Source organism: Oligoflexus sp. (assembly GCF_035638955.1).
Taxonomy (GTDB): Bacteria; Bdellovibrionota_B; Oligoflexia; order Oligoflexales; family Oligoflexaceae; genus Oligoflexus.
The window spans coordinates 1-20,873 of record NZ_DASQYZ010000511.1 but is presented as its reverse complement, the minus strand read 5'-3'; the positions used below and the strand labels follow the sequence as shown (position 1 = coordinate 20,873).

Genomic DNA, 20,873 nt, shown 5'->3' with positions numbered 1-20,873 from the left:
TTGCACATCTGAAACGTTATCAGCAGCATGCCTCGCGCAATTTCACGCTGAGCTTTAATAGCAATGAAACAGCGGTCAACCTGAGCGAATGGGCTGCCATGGGTGACTGGCGCCTTTTCTTCGCGAATCGGGACTCTGTGAAGAATTTAACCCTCAATGCCGTTGGACAAGCCCGACGTTTTCTGCAGGCCAGCAACCGGACCCTGGGTTACTTCCTGCCTACGGATCAGCCTGCCCGTGTCTCGATCGCCACCCATACCGGTCTTACCGAACGTTTGCAGAATTATGAGGCCGTGCGCAGCCTTCCGCAAGGCGAGCGCTTTGCAGCGACCTGGCCGGAAATTATAGCGCGCACCGAAACATTTCAACTCAGCAATGGCCTCAAGGTGGCTATCCTTCCCAAGCAGAGCCGAGGGGCGCCAGTCAGCATGGTGCTGAATGTTTCGTTGCGCCATGATCCCTCTTTGCGACAACAAAAAGTTGCCCTGCGTTGGCTTCCCGAACTCATGGTACTGGGTACGGAAAAACTGGATAACGCTGCGTTCGATGATGCCCTGGCGGGACATCAGGCCTACATTCAAGGCCAGAGCGAATGGAATCTGGAGGATCCGGGTCGTATGCGACTCGCGGCCCTTACCGTAGGTGAGCACAGTTCGGCGGTTCTGGATTTGCTCCTGGATACCCTTCAAGCGCCGCGTCTGGCGGCTGAGGAATGGCGCCTTTTGAAAGCGGAAGCTTTATCCGCTTTAAAAGAGGAACAGCAGGATCCGAGTGCCCTGGCCTGGCGTGAACACCTGCGGTCCATGGCTCCTTATCGAGACGACGACCCACGTTCCATTCCATCCCTGCAAAAGGAATATGACGAGCTTGAGGCCATGCCGCTTACACTCATCCAAAAAACGCAGGCCTCGCTTCTGCAGTACGGTGAAGCCCAGCTCGTGATCATTGGAGCTGTCAATCCCCGGGACATCAAAGCTCAATTGGAACGACGCCTGGCCCGGTGGAAACCCCAACCCGAAATTCACTTCGAGCACTTCGCCTACTTTGAAAGTCAAGGCAGGCAGTTGATCCTGCCGACCCCGGATAAAAAAGGCGCTCAGATCGTCGCGGGCCTGCCACTTTCTTTGCGTGATGATGATCCGGATTATCCTGCTTTAAAACTCGGCGCGCTGATCTGGGGCGGAACGATGGGATCACGTCTGGTCCAGCGCCTACGGCATCATGATGGACTTTCCTATGGAGCCGACGGCGAATTTAATCCGGGCATACAATCCTCGTTCGGCACCTTTTCGAGTTCAGCCATGTGCGCCCCGCAGAATGTGGCTCGTGCCATTCAAGGTCTGCATGAGGAATTGGATCGTCTTTTAGGTCAAGGGATTACCACGCAGGAGTTGAGCGAAGCTCGCAATGCTTACCTCGCCCAGCGGAAGCAGGCGCTTTCTGATGACAGTAACCTTCTGGAACTGATTCTAAAAAACCTGCAAATCAATCGTCCTCTCGACTTCGAGGCCGCCTTCGATCAGAAACTGGAGCAGGTCCAGGCCGTTGATATTCAGACAGCCTTAAAGAAATGGATTAAACCCGAACAGTTGATTCTCATTCAGGCTTTGGATCAGGCGCTGGTCGGTCAGGCCTCCTAGGCATGACTGCCTCTCTGGGGAAATTCACCCGCGCTGACGAGGCGGGTCGTCGCTTCCTGCCAAAAAAACTTCAGACCTCCGCAAAATTCTCATCAAAAACTTTGACCAAAACCGTTATAGCTTCATTCAAGAATGCTTTTTCTTATTCTGCCGTAAAGGGAAACAAAGATGATCAAACAGATTGCTCTCGGATTGGCACTGGGGCTAACCAGCCAATTCGCCATGAGTGCCGAGGCGCCGTCAGCGAAAGCCGCTGCTGTCTCCATTCCTGGTGTAAAAAGTGTGACCGAAGTGGAAGGACTCAAGGAATATCAACTCGCCAACGGCTTGCGTGTTGTTCTGTTTCCGGATCCTTCCAAGCCACGCGTGACGGTTAACCTGACCTTTAACGTGGGCTCACGCCACGAAGGTTACGGCGAAGCGGGCATGGCTCACCTTCTGGAACACATGCTCTTCAAGGGCACGGAAGCTCGTCCAGACATCTGGAAGCAACTGCAGGATCGCGGCGCCCGTTTCAACGCCACGACTTACTATGATCGCACCAATTATTTTGAAACCCTGACGGCAGGCAACGGCAACCTTGAATTCGCTTTGGCTCTGGAAGCGGATCGCATGGTGAACAGCAAGATCGCTCCTGAAGAACTGGCCAAGGAATTCTCGGTCGTTCGCAACGAATTCGAACGGGGTGAAAATGATCCCACCGGAGTTCTGATCGAGCAGATGATGAACGCGGCTTATCAGTGGCACGGCTACGGTCGCACGACCATTGGTAACAAAAGTGATATCGAGCAGGTGCCACCGGCACGTCTGAAAGATTTTTATACCCGTTATTACCAGCCTGATAACGCGATGCTTGTGGTCGCGGGCGCTTTTGAAGAAAAAGAAGCTCTCACGCTGATCAATAAATTCTTTGGCCCTATTCCCAAACCAACCCGTGCTTTGGTTCCTACCTATACCGTAGAACCGGTCCAGGAAGGTGAGCGGACCCTTGTTTTGCAGCGTAATGGTGATCAGGCCGCTGTCGGTGTCGCCTATCACACCGTAGCCGGCAGTCATCCGGAATTCCCAGCGGTGCAGGCCATGACCTCGGCCTTGACAGAAAAACCCAGCGGTCTTTTGTATAAAGAGCTGGTGGAAAAAGGTTATGCCGTGGAAGTCGATGCGGATGCTCTGCAGTTGGCTGAACCTGGCCTGATCGTCTTTGTCGCCAAGGTTGCCAAAGGCAAGGATCCCAAAGAGGTTTCCAAGCGTTTGACGGATATCCTCGACAAACTGAAACCGGCGCAATTCACCCAATCGGATGTCACGCGTTTTCAGGCCAACTTCAGCCGTTCGTTTGATCTTGCCATGACCGACAGTGCTTCGGTGGCGATTTACCTCAGTGAATGGGCCAGCCGCGGCGACTGGCGCTTGATGTTCCTCAACCGCGATCGCGTGGACAATCTGAATCTGGCTCAGCTGCAAGGCGCCCTGAAATTTCTGAAGCCTTCCAACCGGACCGTGGGCCTGTTTGTTCCTACGCAAAATCTCGACAAGGTGGCAGAAACCGGTAAGGTTGATGTCGCGGCGGCTCTCAAAGACTACAAAGGTCGCCCTGAAGTGGCTGCCGGCGAGCACTTTGAAGCGAGCCTGGCCAACCTGCAAAAGCGCACCCAGTACAGTGAATTGCCCAACGGCATGAAGGTCGCGCTGACACCTAAAAAATCGCGCGGCGCTCCGGTGAGCTTCCGCTTTGATCTGATGGTCGGCAGCGAAGCCGATTTGAAAGATCGCCTCGTCGCGTTGCATGTGCTACCAAGACTGATGATGCGCGGCACCAAAAAGCATGACTACCTGGCTTTGAACGATCAGCTAGCTTTGACCAAGACATCCTTTAACGGTTTCTCGGACTGGTCGCTGGATAATCCAGGTAAAGTCGTATTTGCCGGTACTACAGTCGGTGCGAATCTCGATAAGGCCATGGACCTGGCCACTGAAATCCTGATGCAGCCTTCTTTCGATCCCCAGCAGTTCCAACTCGTGAAGCAGGAATACCTGGCTCGCCTGAAGGAAGCGGCTTTGGATCCTGATGCTCTGACCAACCGTGAAGTGACACGCACCATGGCTGCAGCCGCGCCCAGTGACGTGCGTTATATTCCAACGATTGAGGAAGAGATCAAACTTCTGGAAAAACTGACCGTCAATGACGTGAAATCAGTTTACAGCAAACTCGTCGGTGCCAGCGCCGGTCAGTTCGTAGCTGTGGGCGATCTGGATGCTGAAAAACTGAAGAAGCAGCTGAATGCCAGCGTGGGTCAGTGGCGTTCGCCCAAGGGATTCCAGGCGATCACCTACAAGCATCAGCCGGTGAAAGCGGATATCAAAACATTCAACACGCCGGATAAAAAAGGTGCCAACGTCAGCATCGTGCAACCTATGGCTCTGAAGGATTCCGACCCTAACTACCCAGCCTTGCGCATTGCCAGTAACATCCTGGGCACGGGCGGCACATCGCGGATCTTTGGTCGCCTTCGCCAGAAGGAAGGCCTGTCCTATGGAGCCGGCGGTATGATCCGCGCGGATCAGAAAAACGACATGGGCTATCTGTTGGCTTATGCGATCTGCGCCCCTCAGAACGTCGACAAGTCTGTGACCGCCATCCGCGAGGAACTGGTCAAGTTTCAAAAAGAAGGCGTGACCGCCGACGAGCTGACCACAGCCAAGCAGGCTTATGCGGAATCGAAGAAAAACATGCTGATGCGTGACGCCAGCATCGTGGAAGTTCTGTCCCGCAATATGGAACTGGGTCGCGATCTGAGTTATGACATCAAGATTGACGACGCCATTGCCAAGGTTGATATGGCTGCTGTCAATGCAGCGGTCAAAGAGGTTGTAAAACCGGATCAGCTGACCGTGATCACAGCGCTGGATAAAAAAGCGGCCACCGAAGTGGCCAAGGCTACGATGTAAAAGACAGGGCCTGACCTTCGGGTCAGGCCTTTGGTTTCCTCAATTGTTCCACGAAGGGATAGACCAGCTGCTTCATAAAGCTGTTCGAAATCTTTTCCCGATAGAGCCCATACGTTTCCGGCCACACTCTTGGGGCATAGAACGTTCCAAACATCACATCGATAAACGAAAACGTCACGGCGAAGTTCTTATCCAGGGCCTTGGGATCGCTGCTATGATGCCAGTGATGAACCACAGGCGTGGTCAGAATATAGCGTAACAGTCCAAAATGAAAACGCACGTTGCTGTGCACAAAGAGGGCCTGGACCGCCACGATCGGCAAATAAAGTTGTACGGCGGCCTGAGAAAAGCCAAGACAAACAATGGGGATATAACTGAAAGCCCGCGTGATGATCACGTCCCCAATATGCAGCCTGGAACTGGCGAGCCAATCCATTTTCATGGTTGAATGATGAATCTTATGAAACTGCCACCAACGGGGCCGCTTGTGAAAGCTGCGATGAATCCAATACTGGGCGAAATCAGCGATAAAAAGTATTCCCAGCACTTGAAGCCAAAGAGGCATTTGCTGAGTCAAATGCGGGACGCGGTCCTGAAAAATATGCTGATGGATCCAGTTGCCGGGCCATACAATCAGCACAAAGACACCGCCCATCAGCAAATGATTGAGCGCATAGTGGCTTAAGTCGATGGCCAAACCTTCCCGCAAAAAGCGCTGACGCCTCAGATAAAAAATGCGCTCCAAAGGCACAAACAGCAGCGACATGAACAGAAGATCCAGAATAATAAGATCCAAACTCAAATAAATCGGTTTCTGTTGAATGGGAATCTGCACCTCGACCGCGGATCCGCCCAGCACCGTGGCCGCGGCTGCCACCAAAACAGTGGCCAACGCCAGACCTTTCTTGCGACTGAAGATCAGAGCGATCAGACCCATGCCAAAAGCCAGATAAAGACTGCTCAGCAGAATCAAACGAAGCTGATTGACATCATAAACATCGCGCAGCTGGGGATTGGAAAGATATTCCGGAAAATGAAAGGCCAGGACAGACAGAAGGCAAAGAATCGCAAGATAAAGACCAATATAGGCCAGCTTGTTATAAAAAGGCGTTTTCAATACCGCTTTCCTTAATCGAAATTGGTCGGCAGGCCCAGACGCAAGAGCACGGCTTCAATCCGCGCCCAGGGCACCCGATTGGTCAGTCCGTTGGCCCAGCCGCAGAGGATGCAGTAATTCACCCGAAACGGCGGCCGATGATGAACGAGGTGAGCTTCGCTGGGCAGCACGAGCCTCATGTTTTGCAGCAAGACCAGCCAACGCGGTTTATGGGTGCGGGGCCAGTGGGACCAGCGGTGAAAAAGATTGGAGAGAAAACCGAAAAACAAAAACCAGAGCCACAGGTGCCACAGAAAGCCTTGGTCGCCTTTTTGGGGATGAATCAAGGCCAGAACTACACTGCCGGCAATAGCTGATGCACCGAGGTTTTCAATCAGGGAAATGCGAGTGATTTCCAATGGATCACGATGATGCCGGCGAAAGGGTCCCACCAGCATGGGTCCCCATAGTGGTGTGGTCTCACAGCCAAAGGAATCACAAACCCAATGCACGAGACCGGTGAAGAGATCGGCAAGGTAATAGGCGCAGGGCAGGGCCAGGATCATCCATCCGAGACTTTCCAGAGGATTATGAGAAAAAAGGCGCAAGAAGGCCCATCCCAAAAGGCAGGGAAAGCCAATCAAACCGAGACTTTCAAGACCGCGAACCAGCATGGATCATTCCCTGGGAAAACTATGCAATTCCATTATATCCTAATATAATGATGAACGGAAACGAAGCACCTCGCACCAGGACATGCTCATGCAAACACTCGCCAAACCCTGCCTGGACCCCAAACGATCCCAGATGCTGTGGCAATCCATGCTGGGCCAGGTATCGGAGCGCGAACTCGATTCCGAAGCGACCACAACTTTGCTCTGGAAAATCCCGGTTCTGACCGTGCTTTTCGCGGGTGCGCTCGGCTCGGCGTGGCACGCGTCCAGCCTCCTGCTCGTGGGCTTGGCCTGCCTTGCCTTGGCCTTCATCCTGGCTCAATTCGCCTTTTTAGGCCACGACGCCGGCCATGGGACACTGAGCCGCAAGCGAGGCCTGAATGCAGCGGTCGGGCATTTTTGTATGACGGTGATGACCGGGCTGGCCTTCACAGAATGGTATAGCCGCCATAAAACGCATCATCAGTACTGCCAGCATGAACCCAAGGATCCGGATATGGACGTGGATCTGGTGGTGTCGCTGACCGCCGACTCACGGCAAAGAAAAAATACATTGGGTCGTTTTCTGACCCGCTGTCAGGGTGTTTCCATCTGGTTTTTATCGCTGCTTTTCGCGCACAGCCAACGGCATCTTTCCCAGTGGGGCGTGCTGCGGGAACCTCGAAAATTCGTCCCGGACGTGATGGTCCTCATGATTCATTTCGCTCTATGGTGGGGCGTACCGCTTCTTGCTTTTGATATCAGCCTGGGTCGTGTGCTGCTCGTTTACACACTCCCTCTTTTCATTCTCGGCCCCTATCTCGCAGCTATTTTTTGGGTGAATCATGTCGGTATGCCTTTGATTGCCAACCTGGATGATTTTAGTTTCCTCGAACATCAGGCCGTGACCTCACGCACGGTCGTGAATCCAAAAAGCATGGATTGGTTTTTTGGGGGCCTGAATTTCCAAATCGAGCATCATCTTTATCCCCAGATTCCGTCCTTCCGCTTGCGCCAGGTCCAGGCCATCGTACGACCGGCCTTGCAAAAGGAAGGCGTGCCTTACCGCGGCGTGTCCTTTTGGGAAGCGGTTCGCAGCATTGCAGCTCATTTCCGACTCATTGCGAAAGGATAAGAGAATGCGCAAATTCCTGGCGTTGCTCTGGTTTGCTGCGTCCACGACGCAAGCGCAAGTGCCCGAAGCGGGCACCTTCCGCTACGAGCTTTTTGATAACAGCGATCGCCGCGTTGGCACCTACAGCTTTACCATAGTCAAAGAGGGAAGCGTCTGGCGCATTGCAAGTGAGATGGATGTCGATACCGAAGTTTTCTTTCTCAAGGTTCGTCTGCGGGATCACAATAACTTTACTCATGATGGCCAGACATTTCTGTCGTTTCAGCTGAAATATTTCAAGGACGTGCCGCTTCAAAAAACTGTCGATAAAAAAATCGAAGGCCGCCTCGAAGGATCTTCATGGACGCTGACCAGCATGCAGGATGGCAAAGAAGTTCGCAAAAATCTTCCTGCCTCCGCCTTCACTGAGGTCAGAAACCTCATCTCGCGCCTCATCAGCCCGGAGGCCATCGTTCGACCCGGTGAAAAGCGAACAGCCCTTTCCCTGGATCCCCTGACCTTCCAGGTCGATCACGTGGAAAGCCGAGGCTTGCGTGAAGAATCCGTCGATTTTCAGGGAAAAAAACGCCATCTCTATGTCATCGAACAGAAAGCTGATGACGGCGACGTGCTGGTAAAAAAATTCGACAATGGTTTGATCTATCGTTCCCAGACCGCCGAAGGCTATGCGTTTTTGCAAAGTGCCGTAACACCTGAATTCTAGATGGAAGGCACCTATGAAATCCCTGGTTATTGTGAATCCAAAAGCGGCCAACGGCAAAGCTGGACGAACCTGGCCGCAATGGAGAAAGCGTCTGGAACAAACTCTAGGTGACTTCGATGTCGCCTTCACCGAAAGCGCGGGACATGGCGAAATTCTCACGCGAGACGGCCTTCTGTCGGGCTATGGCCATATTCATGCTATGGGCGGCGACGGCACAGCGACGGAAGTAGCCTCCGGATTTTTGCAGAATGGAAAACCCATTCGACCCGATGCGTTGTTTTCCGTGTGGCCCGCTGGCACGGGTTGCGATTTTCATCGAGGCCTTTTGCTGAGCGAGTCGTTCAAAAATCGCGGACCCGACCATATCACACCGCTTGATATCGGGCGCCTCACTTATCTCGATAATGATAGAAAGCCCGTGGAAAAATATTTCCTCAATATCGCCAGCTGTGGCATCAGTGGATTTGTCGATCAGCTGATGGTGACCAAGTGGAAAAAAATGGGCCGCATGAGTTTTTTGCTGAACACGGTCGAAGGACTGGCACGCTATAAAAATCGTCGCGTCCATATCAAGACCGACCGTGGCGATCTCGGGGAACATGTGGTCCGCGTGGTGGCAGTCGCCAATGGCAAATACTTTGGCGGCGGCATGAAGATCGCTCCTGACGCCCAGGTCGATGACGGAAAATTTCAGCTTGTGGTCTTAGGTGATGTCAGTGTGGTCGATGCGATTCTTCATGCACCGCAACTTTACTCCGGACAGCACACGAGTCATCCCAAATATCTATCGCACAATATAACCTGGGCTGAAATTACAAGTGATGAAGAAGTGCTTCTCGATCTCGATGGCGAAGCCCTCGGTGTCCTGCCACTCCGGGTCCAGATTATTCCAGCTGCGATTCGCCTGAAAACCTTTCCGGCTTGACCTCGCTCCACCTGGCTGAATAGAATCAGCCGCATCACACCGGGAAGGAGACCCCATGCGACATTGGCGAAAACTCGGAACACTGGTCAGCCTTTTAGGATTCATTACGGCCAGCCCGGCCCAAGGCAAGGAGGCTTCGGACACTATGGAATTTCAAATCCGCGATCCGGCGACGCGTGAAGTTTTTTTCCAAGGCTTTGAAAAAGTTCATGATACTGGCGCCAGCACGCGCAAAGAGACCTTCTTTTTCGATAAGGCTCGTAAAGAGGTCCTGATGGAAGATGCCGTGTATAATCGCGAGACCCTGCGGATGGAAACCTACGTTTCGCGCAGTTCTGTCACGGGTGAAGAAACAGTTCTTAAGACCGAAGGCAAATCACTCAAAATAAGCTATCGTGCCGAGGGTGATGCCCCCTTCAAGGAAACCACTCTGTCATGGAACGCGGACACATTTCATGGCAAAACCTTTGATGACCTGATCGTGCGCAATTGGGACAATCTTCTGCAGGGTAAAATGCTGAAGTTTGACCTCGTGCTGCCTTTCCGCCTTGAATCGCGCGGCTTCCAAATTTTTCGCACCAAACGCACTAACCTGGACGGCCAGGACGTTGAAGTCTTTGCCCTGCAGCCCCAGAATTTTCTGCTGCGCGCCCTGGTGCCAAAAATGGAATTTTTTTATGCGCCTGGCACCAGACCTCAGTTGAAAATGTTTTCCGGCCCTTCGGTCATCCCCATTCAGGGCGAAACCAATCGGACGGTTGAAATCATTTATGGGCTGCCCGGAGCCCGCAGCTGACCCACAGCGGGCGTGGCGCTGGCAGGATAAGCCCGGTTTTTCCAATTCATAGGGCGGTTGAAGAGTCGATCATAAACCGCCAGAATCGAAACCCAGCAGAACAGCACCAGGGAAAAAGGAAAAAGCAGCACACCCCAGGCCGAAAAGCGCCCCAGTTTTTCCTGAGCCCGCAGGAACACCAGCGCGGTCAAAAGAATAATCAACCACGGATACAATGCATTCAAGCGTCCGCCGCCGATCGCAGCCGCCATAAAAAGCGTAATTTCAAGGGAAGCGCCCCAGTAGCTGTAACCCATACCGGCTCGAAAATTACGCCGCCAGCCGCGCACAAAATCGCCCATCGTTTCATACATACGCACCGAAAAAATCGCCGGACCTGTATAAACCACCCAACGGCCGCCTTCAGCCAGCAGAGCCTCGGCGAGCGGAATATCCTCGACCCAGTCCGCACGGACACGCGTGTGGCCACCGAAGCGATCGTAGAACTTGCGCTCGAACAGCAGATACTGCCCAATCGCAAAGACCTGGCCCGGGCGCGCTTTCCCATAAGGATTGGTGACGGCCATCAGCAGAACATGAAACGGGCCGCAGAGCCGTTCCCACAGAGTTGGCGACTGATGAGCCGGCAGCGTTGTGAAACCCTGAGCTTCACAGTCCAGCACTTCACACATGGCTCGCCGGAGACCGGTGGTGTGATGAATGGTGTCAGCATCGGTAAAAAGCAGATAGGAACCCTTGGCGGCCATCGCCCCCTGATGGCAGGCCCACTGCTTGCCATTCCAACCCGCCGGACGTTCCTTGCCTCGGACCAGCCTTAATTTATGACTCAGGGCAATGGCCGCGGTGTCATCATCCGAACAGTCATCGACAACAATGACTTCATAATGGGGATAATCCAGATGATCGAGGGAAGCCAACAGCTGGCCCAGAACATTTTCTTCGTTGCGGGCTGGGACGATAATGGAAACGAGAGGCCAACCTGCAGGTTCGTACATACACGGGCGGAAATGCCTCGGCCAAATGCGATAGATGAGAAGCATCAGACCGATGCTGGCGAGCCATTCACCGACCATTCCACGGGCCCCTTAAAACGTCATTTGAGCGACCGTAGCCGCGACTCCTGGGTAACCTTCCCGATACCAATGCCACCAGGCAGCCATCATGAGAACATGTCCCGTAATAGCCACAAAGTGAGCCCACATCTCGACGCGATCGACACCCTTGCTCAGATAGCGGTGCCAGTGCAGGGCCTCATCGATGATACTGTAAAAAAATGATAACGCTGTCAAGGCAGCAGCCGCCACGCCGAAGGTCCCACCATGTTCATAGCACAGGCAAAGAGCCATCACGCTGGTGATCGCTGTGATCATGATCATCTGATGAACATGCGCTTCACCGCTTTTGATATCCTCCTTATAGAGCGTCCGATGTCCAATATCATCCAACGCCAGCGCCGAGACAAACATACCGATGCCCGTGGGTATGATCCAAACATAGCCGGGATACACGACACCGTGCGACCGTCCAAAAGCCAGAAAACTGCTGACACCTACGAAAAGTCCGGTAATCGTCCCGATCCAACAGCTATAGCGCAACCAATCTTCGCGCTGAAAATTTTTGATCTGCCGCATATAGGACCAGGTTTCTTCCAACCAGGGCAGGGGCTGTCCGATAGCTTTTGCATTACTCATGAAGCGCCATCCTTTCTTGGGTTCGCAAACTTTGCAGGGTCAGGTGCAGGCGATAGGGAACAGTTTTCGTCACCCGGCCCACCCCACGCAAGGCCACGCGGAGTTTACGAGACCAGGGGATCCAGACCCTTTGATCCCAGGCCTGCCCTTGCTTGCGGCGCACCTCATCACCGATAGCCGCATAAACTTCCCGAGCGATCGCAACAGCCAGCGCACAACGCAGCGGCAGATACTGCAGTCCCGCATCACCGGATTGATAATAACGGTCAGCCAAGCGCAGCGTACGATCCACGACCGCAATCAACGCGGGTCGATACACCGGATGCATGATATTCGCGCCTTCGGGAATACCAGCTTTTTCCAGCCAGACGCGGGGCAAATAAATCCGGCCCATGGCCGCATCTTCAGCAATATCACGCGAAATATTGGTCAGCTGCATGGCAATGCCAAGGTTCACGGCGTGGGTATGAGCGGCCTCGGAAGCAGCACCCATCATATGACTCATCATCAAGCCAACCACGCCCGCGACACGGTAACAGTACAAAAGGAGTTGCTCTTCCGATTGATACTGCACCTGATCCAGGTCCATGGCCATGCCTTGAATCAAATCCCGCGCATGGTCTTCAGGAAATTTGACTTCCTGTCGAACATCCCGGAAAGCCGCCATGGCAGGATGCAAAAGAGCAGGCGGCGGCATCTGAAAACTTTCCTCACCCAGCTCGGCCAGCAAACGCTGCCGTTGCTCCAGCGAAGCCGCCGGCGGAAGCCCATCCACTCTATTATCCACATAGCGGCACCAGGCATAGAGTCGAACCACGCGGCTCCGAATTTTTTTAGCGAAGATGCGGGACGCGAAGGAAAAGCTCAGCGAGCCTTTCTGCATGGACTGCTGCCCATAATGAGTGAGCTGGATTGTGGAGGCTGTGGTCATGCTCGGACCCCTTCGCCGGTTATCGCGTAATCCTGGTCGATCACCGAGCAGGTGGCCTTGGCTGAACCAATGACTCCCGGGATGCCAGCCCCGGGGTGGGTGCCAGCTCCGACGAAGTACATCCCATCGATCCGGCTGTCGCGATTATGGACCCGGAAATAGGCACTTTGACGAAGAGTGGGCGTAAGAGAGAAGGCGGCCCCATGGAGCGCATTCAATTCCGTTTCAAAGTCGCGAGGCGTGAACAGTCGCTTGACCTGAATCGAGGCCTGAAGTCCCGGCATATAATGCTGCTCCAGGTAGTTCAAAATCTTATCGGCAAAGATCGGTGCTTCCTTGGCCCAATCCACCGAAGAAATTTTCAGATTGGGCACCGGAGCCAACACATAGTAGCCGAACTGTCCCGGAGGTGCGAGCGACGTATCCGTCTCACCCGGTGCATGCACATAGAGCGAAAAATCATCGGCCAGACGCCCGGTTTTGAATATATCGTCCAGGAGTCCTTTATAACGCTGGCCGAACATGATGTTGTGATGCGTCAGCCGATCGAAGCGCTTATTGCAGCCAAAGTAAATGACGAAGAGCGACATGGAAAAATCCTGTCGACTCATCCGACTGGCCTTCTGCCGGGCGCTCGGATTATCGGCCAGAAGTTTATCGTAGGTATGATAAATATCAGCATTGCTCACTACCAGATCCGCTTCCAAAGGCACGGTTTCGCCCTCGACCTGGATTCCCGTCACGCGGTTGTTCTTCGTTACAATCGAGCTGACGCCGCGACTCACGTGAAGGCGTCCGCCCAGGTCTTCAAAGAGTTTAACCAGGGCCATGACCAGGGCATGCGTCCCGCCTTTGGGGAAGTGCACGCCAAACTTCTTTTCGAGCGGATGAATCAGGGTATAAATGGACGAAATCTCGAAAGGATTGCCGCCGATCAAGAGGCTGTTGAAACTGAGGGCCTGGCGCGTGCGCTCATCTTTAATGTAGCGACTGATGGTGTCATACACAGGGCGATGCGCATGCAGCTGCAGAAGCTTGGGCGAGACCTTGATCATATCCCAGAAACGCAGGAAAGGCACCTGACCGAGCTTCACGTAGCCCTGCTGGTACACCTCCTCCGCATAGCGGACAAATGCCTTATAACCAGCCACATCATCCGGATGACGTTTGCGCAGCTCGGCATGCAAGGCGTCTTCGTCATTATCGTAGTCAAAGGTATCGCCGTCCTCCCAAAAGAGGCGGTAGAAAGGATGGATGGGAATCAATTCAATATAATCACTCATCCGGCGTCCAGCCAGTTCAAACAGCTCCTCCAGACACTGCGGAACGGTGACAACAGTAGGGCCGGCATCGAAGCGAAAGCCCTCATCATCATAAACATAGGCCCGGCCTCCGGGCTTATCACGCTTTTCAAAAATTTCGGTTTGAAAACCAGCGGCCTGAAGGCGTATGGCGGATGCGAGTCCACCGAACCCACTGCCGATCACGAAAGCTTTGCGCTTAACCATAAGCTTTTTGTATCCTTTCCTTCAGTTGAGCGAGGGGCCGTAGATCGTTCCACGACATCTGAGTGGTATCACGGAACGTCTGGAGGGACTGCTCGAAATCCTGTTCTGCCATGGCTTTGGCCTCATCGAACAGATCACGTTTGTCCAGCCACGCTTGCCACGCCGCCTCATTCGGCAATTCCCGCACGGCCTGGATCAGCTGCTGAACGGCAGCTCCCCCATACTCGCGTGCGACAAAACCCCAAATAAACGTCGGCTTCCAGTTGACCAGATCTTCCCATTTTTTTTCCGGATCAAAACTTCCCAAACAATTGCCGAGATCATTCATCCTTTGCAGATAAACGCCCAGTGCATAGCCGAGCTCCTCGACGGCCTGAATTTTTTCATCATCGGCCCCGCCTGCGAGCGCACCGAGCATCAGGGCCAGCATCACGATGGAGCCGGTTTTATACCGGATGCATTCCTGGGAAAGGGTATCGATCTGCGAATAAGGCACACGATCGACCTTGATGCAGAGGTCCATGATCTGACCATAATGGGCCAGCTCCACCGTCTCCACGTAAACTTCATAAAGGACATTGCGCTGCGTTTCACTCAAATCCAGGTTGGAAAGGATGCGCATGGCGTAAAAATACAGCCAGTTCCCGATACCCAAAGCATGGGGGGTGCCGAGCAGGCAATGCAGAGCCTTCCCGCTGCGGCGCACTTCGCTGCCATCCTGAATGTCATCCACGATCAATGAGCCCAAATGTAAAAATTCAATGGACTCGGCACAAAGGTCCAGATTGCGTCGATCGCGGGATCCGATCGCAGACCCTGCCAGCAGAAAGCCCACATCGACCAGGTGGGATCGAAAGCTATGGCTCGGACGTTGCCGAATTTCCAGGGCCGGTTGAAAGAGAAAATCGTTCAGAGTTTGTTGGACAGCGGGATGCAATTTCCCGAGTCCACGGGGCTGATGGTCGAGACGGCTGCGATGGATTCCAGGGATCGCATGCTTCACTTCCGATCGCTGCTGATGAAGAGACAGAAATGTTTCGATCTGGCTAAGCTGTTCCACGCCCCACCCCGACTCTATGAAAAAAGTGATAGATGCCCTTACGGACCGGAACCGGGGGCTTGCCCGATAAAATGGCGAGCTTATCCCGCGCACTGGTCTGACCCGAATAAAAGCGAGCCACGAGGTTCTCCTCGTGTTCATAAAATTTTTCCAAAATTCGGTAGCGCTGGTCATCAGCACTTGCAAAAAACAGCATGTTGTTCAAACGGCGATAAAATTCATGCTGACGCCAGCGTTCGCTGGCAAATTGAACAAGCTTTTTTTGAATGGGCGCAGCTTCCCATGGGGCTTGCTGAGCCAGCCATTCGGCAATCAGGACGGCCTCGTAAATGGAATAACCTGTGGTTGGATGAAACAAGCCGGCCTTGACGCCTATGGTCGGTGTCGGGCCCGTGACCGGACGCTCCTGGCCATAATAAGGTATGGGCAGGGCCCCTTGCTCCGATCCTATCACGTGATCCACGATCCACGCTTTCTGTCGGGCGTAGTGCAGAATTTCCTGCTGATAAAAATCAGGATCAAGGTCCGGCTGACGGCTGTAGTGGGTATCTTCAATCAGAAGCGTGCTGTCCGTCCAGGGCAGCACATACATGAAGCGGAAACCATCGTTCTGAGGCACGGTCGCATCCATCAGAATGGGATGCTGCAGACCATGAGGTTTTTTCAGCTGCAGGTGCAGCCCGACGAATTTTTGAAAACCCGAATCGGCTGTCGAGGAGCCCGCTTCCCAACCGCGTGCGTCCACAACACAACGGGCGCGAAGGACCTTACCGTCCTGTAAGGTTACCTTTTGCGGCTCGACCGTGCTGATCCACACATCACGGCGATAGTTTGATCCCAGGCACGGCGCAAGCTGCTTGATAAAATCACTATAACGGAGACTAGCATAGGGTAGATTAAGCACGCGCTGCAAGCCCGGAAACTGCACCTCATAACGCGGCCAATAACCCGACAGAAACGGTGCCAACCACGAGGCATCAGGGGCACGGAACACGCCGTTTGTCGTTTCATCCAGCTGTCCAGGGAGAGTCTGAAAAGACCAGGTCTGATCCCAATCCGCGGGCCGTCCTGCATCGAGAACAAGAATACGCGCCGTCGGCCGCTCTTTGCGGATGAGATACGCGGACAGGCCTGAAGCGAGTCCACAGCCTGCGAAGATCAGATCGTAGTCAAATTCTCCCACTTCATCTCTCCCTTGAGGGTCGTTGACGACGGCCGCTATCCGTCTTCCCATAAAACTGCTTCTGAAATCTATCATGGTTTTGCATAGGTTCGTCTGGGCATGGCCCCCAGGGCTTTCTCATCATGCCTGGTGATTTCAAGCAAACTGAAGCACAGCCTGCGTGCAAAATTGCACAGGAACAAAACCCTGCTGCTGTTAAGGTCTCATATTTTTTTTTCTAACGTTGGAACTGGCGTATAGTCGGCCAATTTTGATCAAGACAAACTTGTACACCAGAGGCAGAATTGAGACAAAATCCATCCTGTCCTAAAAATCATACATACCAAGGTGTTCAACGCCAAATGTTCCAGGAACCTGGAAAGATATTTTCAAAATTTATACGCGAAAGTCAGAACAAAGTCTGGCGTTTGCACCGATGAATAGTCCTATCATTTGGTGGGCCGATGCGCTTTTTTTTGATCCTTATCATGGGTTTCTTCACGAACAAAGTTCTGGCTGATGCGGGAGCTTTGATCACGATCACGCCCGATTTTCAAACGATGGTTCTGGGCCGTTCCATGGACGTATGGCAAGATCCGTCGGGCCAGGCGACCCTCGAAACGATTCTAAAGACTTCGAAGGGACAGGACCGATTTGTTCCGTCAACCGTTGACATCCCGCGCGGCGGAATCTCAACATCCACCTACTGGGCACGATTTACGATCGTGAATCCCCAATTGCACGCACAACCCCTCTATTTGGAATTTCAAAATCCGGTTGTGGATCGCGTGGAATTGTTTCAGCTGCTGCAAGGCGACTCCTATAAAATCTTTCCGGCTCAAGGGGATCAGCAGCCCTTCATCGACCGCTTTCTGACCGACAGCCCTGTCTTCACCCTGGATGTGCCTCCCGGGGAAACCACGTTCTATTTGAATTACAAAGCCAGCGGCAATGCCCACCTTATGCCGCTCTTTTTGTGGAAGCACGAGGCCTACATTGACAAAGCCGTCTATCAGATGACGTTCAATGCTGCTGTGCTGGGATCGCTCCTGGCGCTGGCCTGTTATAATCTCTTCCTCTGCTTCAAGCTGCGCCTGCGTATGTATTTCTATTATGTGTGTTACATTTTTGTCACCATTGCATCAGTTGCCATCACCAACGGCTTTCTTAAGACCTTTCTTTTCAAGGATGCGGGGTCGTCCAAACTCTTCGATGAAGGATATCCGGCGTCCACCAATCTTTGTGGGGTCTTCATCGGACTTTTTGCGATTCATTTCCTTGATCTTAGAACCCAGCAGCCCCGCATGGCCCACCTGCTGCGAATCATCACTTTCGGCCTGGCTTTCGCATCAGCGCTGGTCTGGTTCTACAAGACACCCGGCGTGCTGGTGTCGTTGCCGCTCGGGCTTGGTCTCTTCTGCGTGCTGATCATCTCTGCCATAAGAAGTGTCTGGCAAGGTTTCCGGCCCGCCCGCACCTATCTTCTGGCCTGGAGCATGCTCATCGGCAGCGGCATCATTTGGCTCCTGTCGTTGTATGGAATCGGCATCACGACCGAGCAGAGCATGTGGCTCCTGCGCGGCAGCATTGTGATGGAAACCGTCCTGATCGCCCTGGCCATCGGCGAAAAAGTTCGCCTGGAGCAGGCCGTGGCCCAGCAAAGAATTGAAACTCAGGTTCAGCACATTCAGGAATTGAATCAGGAGCTGCGAAAAAAAGAAGCGGCGCGCACAGCCTTCTTCAACAACACATCCCACGAGTTAAGGACCCCTTTAAATGGCATTATCGGGTTCCTCGATCTGCTTCAGCGTGGACAATATGGAGCCTTGACAGCCGACGTTTCCAAAATCCTGCATAAGGTCAAAAGTCTGTCAGCGTCTCTTAAGATGCAGGTCAATGACATCCTGGAGCTGGCCAAAAGCCAGAAAGGGCAACTCAGGGTCCATTGTTCCCGGTTTTCCGTCCATGATCTGGTCGATGACATTACCGTTTTGGCTGAAGGCCTGGCCCTAAAAGCTCGATTGACCACGTTTGAAGTGCAGATTGAGGAAAGCGGTGACGTGGCGCAGAGTTTTGTCAGTGACTATGAAAAGCTTTTAGCCTCCGTGCGCAATCTTGTGAGCAACGCGTTCAAGTTTCGCAAGCGGAACGAAAGCAACCACGTGCTCATTCGATTCGAATATACCAGCGAGCAGTTGCACGTTATGGTCCGGGATCAAGGCATTGGCTTGAAGCCTGAGGACTTTGACAGGATTTTTGACGAGTTCGCCCAGGTGGAAGATGACAGTCGACGTGCCTATGAAGGCACTGGTTTGGGACTGGCGCTGGCGGCTAAATATGTCGGACTTCTGCAAGGCGAGATTAAATTGCAGAGTGAGCCGGGTCAGGGCAGTTGTTTCACACTGTCCATCCCGAATCAGCGTCAAGCCCTGCCTGAGGTACCACTCTTGGCCCGTGACATTCCACACGCGACCGTGGTGCCTACGGCCTGGTCCGAGGGACCACCCTCGATCGTTACGGCCAGCCCAGTATCCCAGGAGAGTGGAAAAGAAGGTAGAATTCTCATCGTGGATGATAACGCAGCCAACGGCGAAATATTTTCGGCTATCCTGCAAAGCTGTGGATATAGCATTCTTTATGTGATGAGCGGTCAGGAAGCACTGGACGTTCTACCTTCCTTTCAGCCCGACCTCATTCTTCTGGATATGATGATGCCGGAGTTTTCAGGCGATGATGTCCTGAGCGCCTTGCGTCAGCATGCCGAATTTCGCAAAATTCCCGTGATTGTCGTAACAGCCCGTGCGCATGATGATGATCGCATCCAGGCCCTGAAGGCGGGCGCGGATGAATACTTGCCCAAGCCCATTCTGCCCGAGGAACTTCTGCTCCGGGTCGAAAACGTTCTGGCTCGTCACACGCTGGTTCGGGAAATGGTGCAGAAAGCCATTCTGCGTGGTGAATTGGAAGCCGCCAGGCAGGTGCAGCAGGCTCTGGTGGACAATGCGCTCGTGATCCCCGGCCTGCAGTTTGGCAGCTTTTATAAACCAGCCGATGAATCAGGAGGTGATTGGTTCGGAGCATTGTATGAACCCGAACGCTCCCTGGTGTTTCTGTTTATGGGTGATGTGACGGGCCATGGCATTTCCTCGGCGCTCCTGACAGGTGTTGTCCATGGGGCCATCAAAGGGATCTTCCATTATGCAACCTTGAGAAATCAGAATCTGGCGCTGCAGGAATTTATGATTCAGTTGGCCCAGGCCACAGATCGTACCCTTCTTGATTTGGCGAATCGGACCGAGCGATGGATGACCATGGCCTTTATCGGGATTGATTTGAAGAACGGCCAAGGGGTGCTGGTGAATGCCGGGCATCAGGTCGTTTATCATATTCGTGATAACAAGCCGAAACCGCTTTTATGTTTTGGCAATCCCCTTGGAACAGGGCGGGTGTTGAATCCCCAGGTTCTGACGTTTGATTTTCATGATGGAGATCGCCTGTTCCTTTACACGGATGGCCTGATGGAAACCGGCGACGAACAGAGACCCGTAAGGCGGCAAAAATCCTTGGAGGATCTTCTGACCTCCTGTGATGAGGGGGAGCCGCTCATCCAGGCTATATTAAGCCGCTTCAATGATTTGCAGCAAAGCCATCGCGTGGATGATGTCAGCATTCTCCACGTGAAACGGGTGGCTCACGAGGACAGCCCTGACAAGCCGATCGCAAACGTGTCCTGATCAGCCTCTAGGGCCCGGACGGACTCAAGTCATGCGGCAGGAGCTGAACGTCTGAAGCGGAAATGCTTACGGCTCTTTCCTGGGACACAACTTTAAAGCGTCCGCCCTCGGCGGCATAGAGTCCATCAACCACAACCTGCACCTGCTGTCCTGTTACGATAAAGCAGGCCGCCGTGCCTAGATTTCGTGATCTGACAGCATCCTTAGCAGAAGCCAGCTGGGGAAATTTGGTCACGGGATACGCTGGAATGCGCCCAGATCCATTCACCGCGATCTGCACCTGTGGTAATTTCCCCACCGTGCAGGCCAACTTTTTAAGACAGAACGCAGACTTCTGAAAGCCTGGCTCACTGAGCTGTTGCGGCAGCGGCGCATAACCTGCAAGGTCACCCGGCGCATCGATGCAGACACTTTGAAACCGTACGGTATAGACATCATCGGACTGATTAAGATTATTCAGATCCAGCGCCTGACGACGATTGATGGTCAAAGTTTTTTGATCGGCTGAAACTTGAAAGGCTGTGTTGTCGAGTCGAAAGCGAAGGTCGCGATCAATGAGAGTAACCAGAGTCGAATTGCTGTTTGACGGTGATAGGGATTCTGCTGGTCAATATTGAGTGGGTACTCTTTTTTTCTGAAGATCATCCAGGCCGTCTCGCCTGTAATTTTGATTTGAGGGCTTTCCTTGTTCGAAGAGCCTTTCAGAGAAAAATCAGAGCCCTTCCTTTTGAAGCGGCAGCGTTTGGCTTTGCCAAACATCTTTCGCTCCACCGCGCGAAAGGCTCTTTTCCCTATTTCCTGAGCAACCTTTGAGGGGACATAAACAGCAAAATCCACACTGCCGGTTCGCAATTTCGAAGCCAGGGAAATAGCGGCAAACTCACTCAAAC

The 20,873-nt window shown here is 53.2% G+C and carries 16 protein-coding genes and 1 pseudogene; 7 read left to right on the top strand and 10 right to left on the bottom strand.

The features are described 5' to 3' along the window. Both VE954_RS42130 and VE954_RS42125 read left to right on the top strand, forming a co-directional pair. Positions 1-1,640: pitrilysin family protein (locus VE954_RS42130; RefSeq protein WP_324964581.1), on the top strand; the 1,640-nt coding region annotated here is incomplete at its 5' end. Positions 1,641-1,808: 168 nt separating this feature from the next. After that, positions 1,809-4,589 (top strand): pitrilysin family protein, encoded by a 2,781-nt coding sequence (locus VE954_RS42125; protein ID WP_324964579.1) that lies wholly within the window; start codon positions 1,809-1,811, stop codon positions 4,587-4,589. A gap of 22 nt (positions 4,590-4,611) precedes the next feature. Here the strand turns inward: VE954_RS42125 and VE954_RS42120 are convergent, their stop codons facing one another. Both VE954_RS42120 and VE954_RS42115 read right to left on the bottom strand, forming a co-directional pair. Next, the gene (locus tag VE954_RS42120; protein WP_324964577.1) at positions 4,612-5,706 is read right to left on the bottom strand and encodes a sterol desaturase family protein; all 1,095 of its coding nucleotides are present in this window, start codon (positions 5,704-5,706) and stop codon (positions 4,612-4,614) included. Positions 5,707-5,717: 11 nt separating this feature from the next. After that, positions 5,718-6,359 carry a fatty acid desaturase CarF family protein gene (locus VE954_RS42115; RefSeq protein WP_324964575.1) on the bottom strand — a complete coding sequence of 214 codons (642 nt, stop codon included), beginning with the start codon at positions 6,357-6,359 and terminating at the stop codon, positions 5,718-5,720. An 88-nt stretch (positions 6,360-6,447) separates the two neighbouring features. On the opposite strand from VE954_RS42115, the gene VE954_RS42110 reads away from it, so the two are divergent. From VE954_RS42110 to VE954_RS42095, 4 genes are read left to right on the top strand one after another with little or no spacing between them, the layout of a single operon-like run. Next, entirely contained in the window at positions 6,448-7,473 is a 1,026-nt protein-coding gene (locus tag VE954_RS42110) for an acyl-CoA desaturase (RefSeq protein WP_324964573.1), read from the top strand. Between the two features lie 4 nt (positions 7,474-7,477). Next, on the top strand, positions 7,478-8,176 hold the full coding sequence (locus tag VE954_RS42105; RefSeq protein WP_324964571.1) for a hypothetical protein: 699 nt from the start codon (positions 7,478-7,480) through the stop codon (positions 8,174-8,176). A gap of 13 nt (positions 8,177-8,189) precedes the next feature. Continuing rightward, positions 8,190-9,101: a diacylglycerol kinase family protein gene (locus tag VE954_RS42100; RefSeq protein WP_324964569.1), complete on the top strand. Its 912-nt coding sequence runs from the start codon at positions 8,190-8,192 to the stop codon at positions 9,099-9,101. Between the two features lie 55 nt (positions 9,102-9,156). Next, positions 9,157-9,897: a hypothetical protein gene (locus VE954_RS42095; protein WP_324964567.1), complete on the top strand. Its 741-nt coding sequence runs from the start codon at positions 9,157-9,159 to the stop codon at positions 9,895-9,897. On the opposite strand, the gene VE954_RS42090 is transcribed toward VE954_RS42095, so the two are convergent. The 6 genes from VE954_RS42090 to crtY are packed head-to-tail and all read right to left on the bottom strand — an operon-like array spanning position 9,870 to position 16,321. After that, entirely contained in the window at positions 9,870-10,970 is a 1,101-nt protein-coding gene (locus tag VE954_RS42090; protein WP_324964565.1) for a glycosyltransferase, read from the bottom strand. The two genes, VE954_RS42095 and VE954_RS42090, sit on opposite strands and share 28 nt — an antisense overlap. A 12-nt stretch (positions 10,971-10,982) precedes the next feature. After that, positions 10,983-11,588, bottom strand: a complete 606-nt coding sequence (locus tag VE954_RS42085; protein WP_324964563.1) for a hypothetical protein — start codon at positions 11,586-11,588, stop codon at positions 10,983-10,985. Further along, positions 11,581-12,519, bottom strand: coding sequence for a phytoene/squalene synthase family protein (locus VE954_RS42080; protein WP_324964561.1), 939 nt, complete (start codon positions 12,517-12,519; stop codon positions 11,581-11,583). Before VE954_RS42080 ends, VE954_RS42085 begins: the two co-directional genes overlap by 8 nt. Next, entirely contained in the window at positions 12,516-14,027 is a 1,512-nt protein-coding gene (locus VE954_RS42075) for a phytoene desaturase (protein WP_324964559.1), read from the bottom strand. The genes VE954_RS42080 and VE954_RS42075 overlap by 4 nt, the downstream gene beginning before the upstream one ends. After that, the gene (locus VE954_RS42070) at positions 14,020-15,087 is read right to left on the bottom strand and encodes a polyprenyl synthetase family protein (RefSeq protein WP_324964557.1); all 1,068 of its coding nucleotides are present in this window, start codon (positions 15,085-15,087) and stop codon (positions 14,020-14,022) included. Before VE954_RS42070 ends, VE954_RS42075 begins: the two co-directional genes overlap by 8 nt. Beyond that, positions 15,074-16,321 carry a lycopene beta-cyclase CrtY gene (gene crtY, locus VE954_RS42065; RefSeq protein WP_324964555.1) on the bottom strand — a complete coding sequence of 416 codons (1,248 nt, stop codon included), beginning with the start codon at positions 16,319-16,321 and terminating at the stop codon, positions 15,074-15,076. The genes VE954_RS42070 and crtY overlap by 14 nt, the downstream gene beginning before the upstream one ends. A gap of 392 nt (positions 16,322-16,713) precedes the next feature. Here crtY and VE954_RS42060 point away from each other — a divergent pair, with 392 nt between their 5' ends. Continuing rightward, on the top strand, positions 16,714-19,983 hold the full coding sequence (locus VE954_RS42060) for a 7TM diverse intracellular signaling domain-containing protein (protein WP_324964553.1): 3,270 nt from the start codon (positions 16,714-16,716) through the stop codon (positions 19,981-19,983). A 7-nt stretch (positions 19,984-19,990) separates the two neighbouring features. Here VE954_RS42060 and VE954_RS42055 read toward each other — a convergent pair whose 3' ends face one another. Next, positions 19,991-20,473, bottom strand: a complete 483-nt coding sequence (locus VE954_RS42055) for a hypothetical protein (protein ID WP_324964551.1) — start codon at positions 20,471-20,473, stop codon at positions 19,991-19,993. Further along, positions 20,470-20,873 (bottom strand): annotated as a pseudogene (locus tag VE954_RS42050) (hypothetical protein); the annotation flags it as partial. The gene VE954_RS42055 and the pseudogene VE954_RS42050, both read right to left, overlap by 4 nt.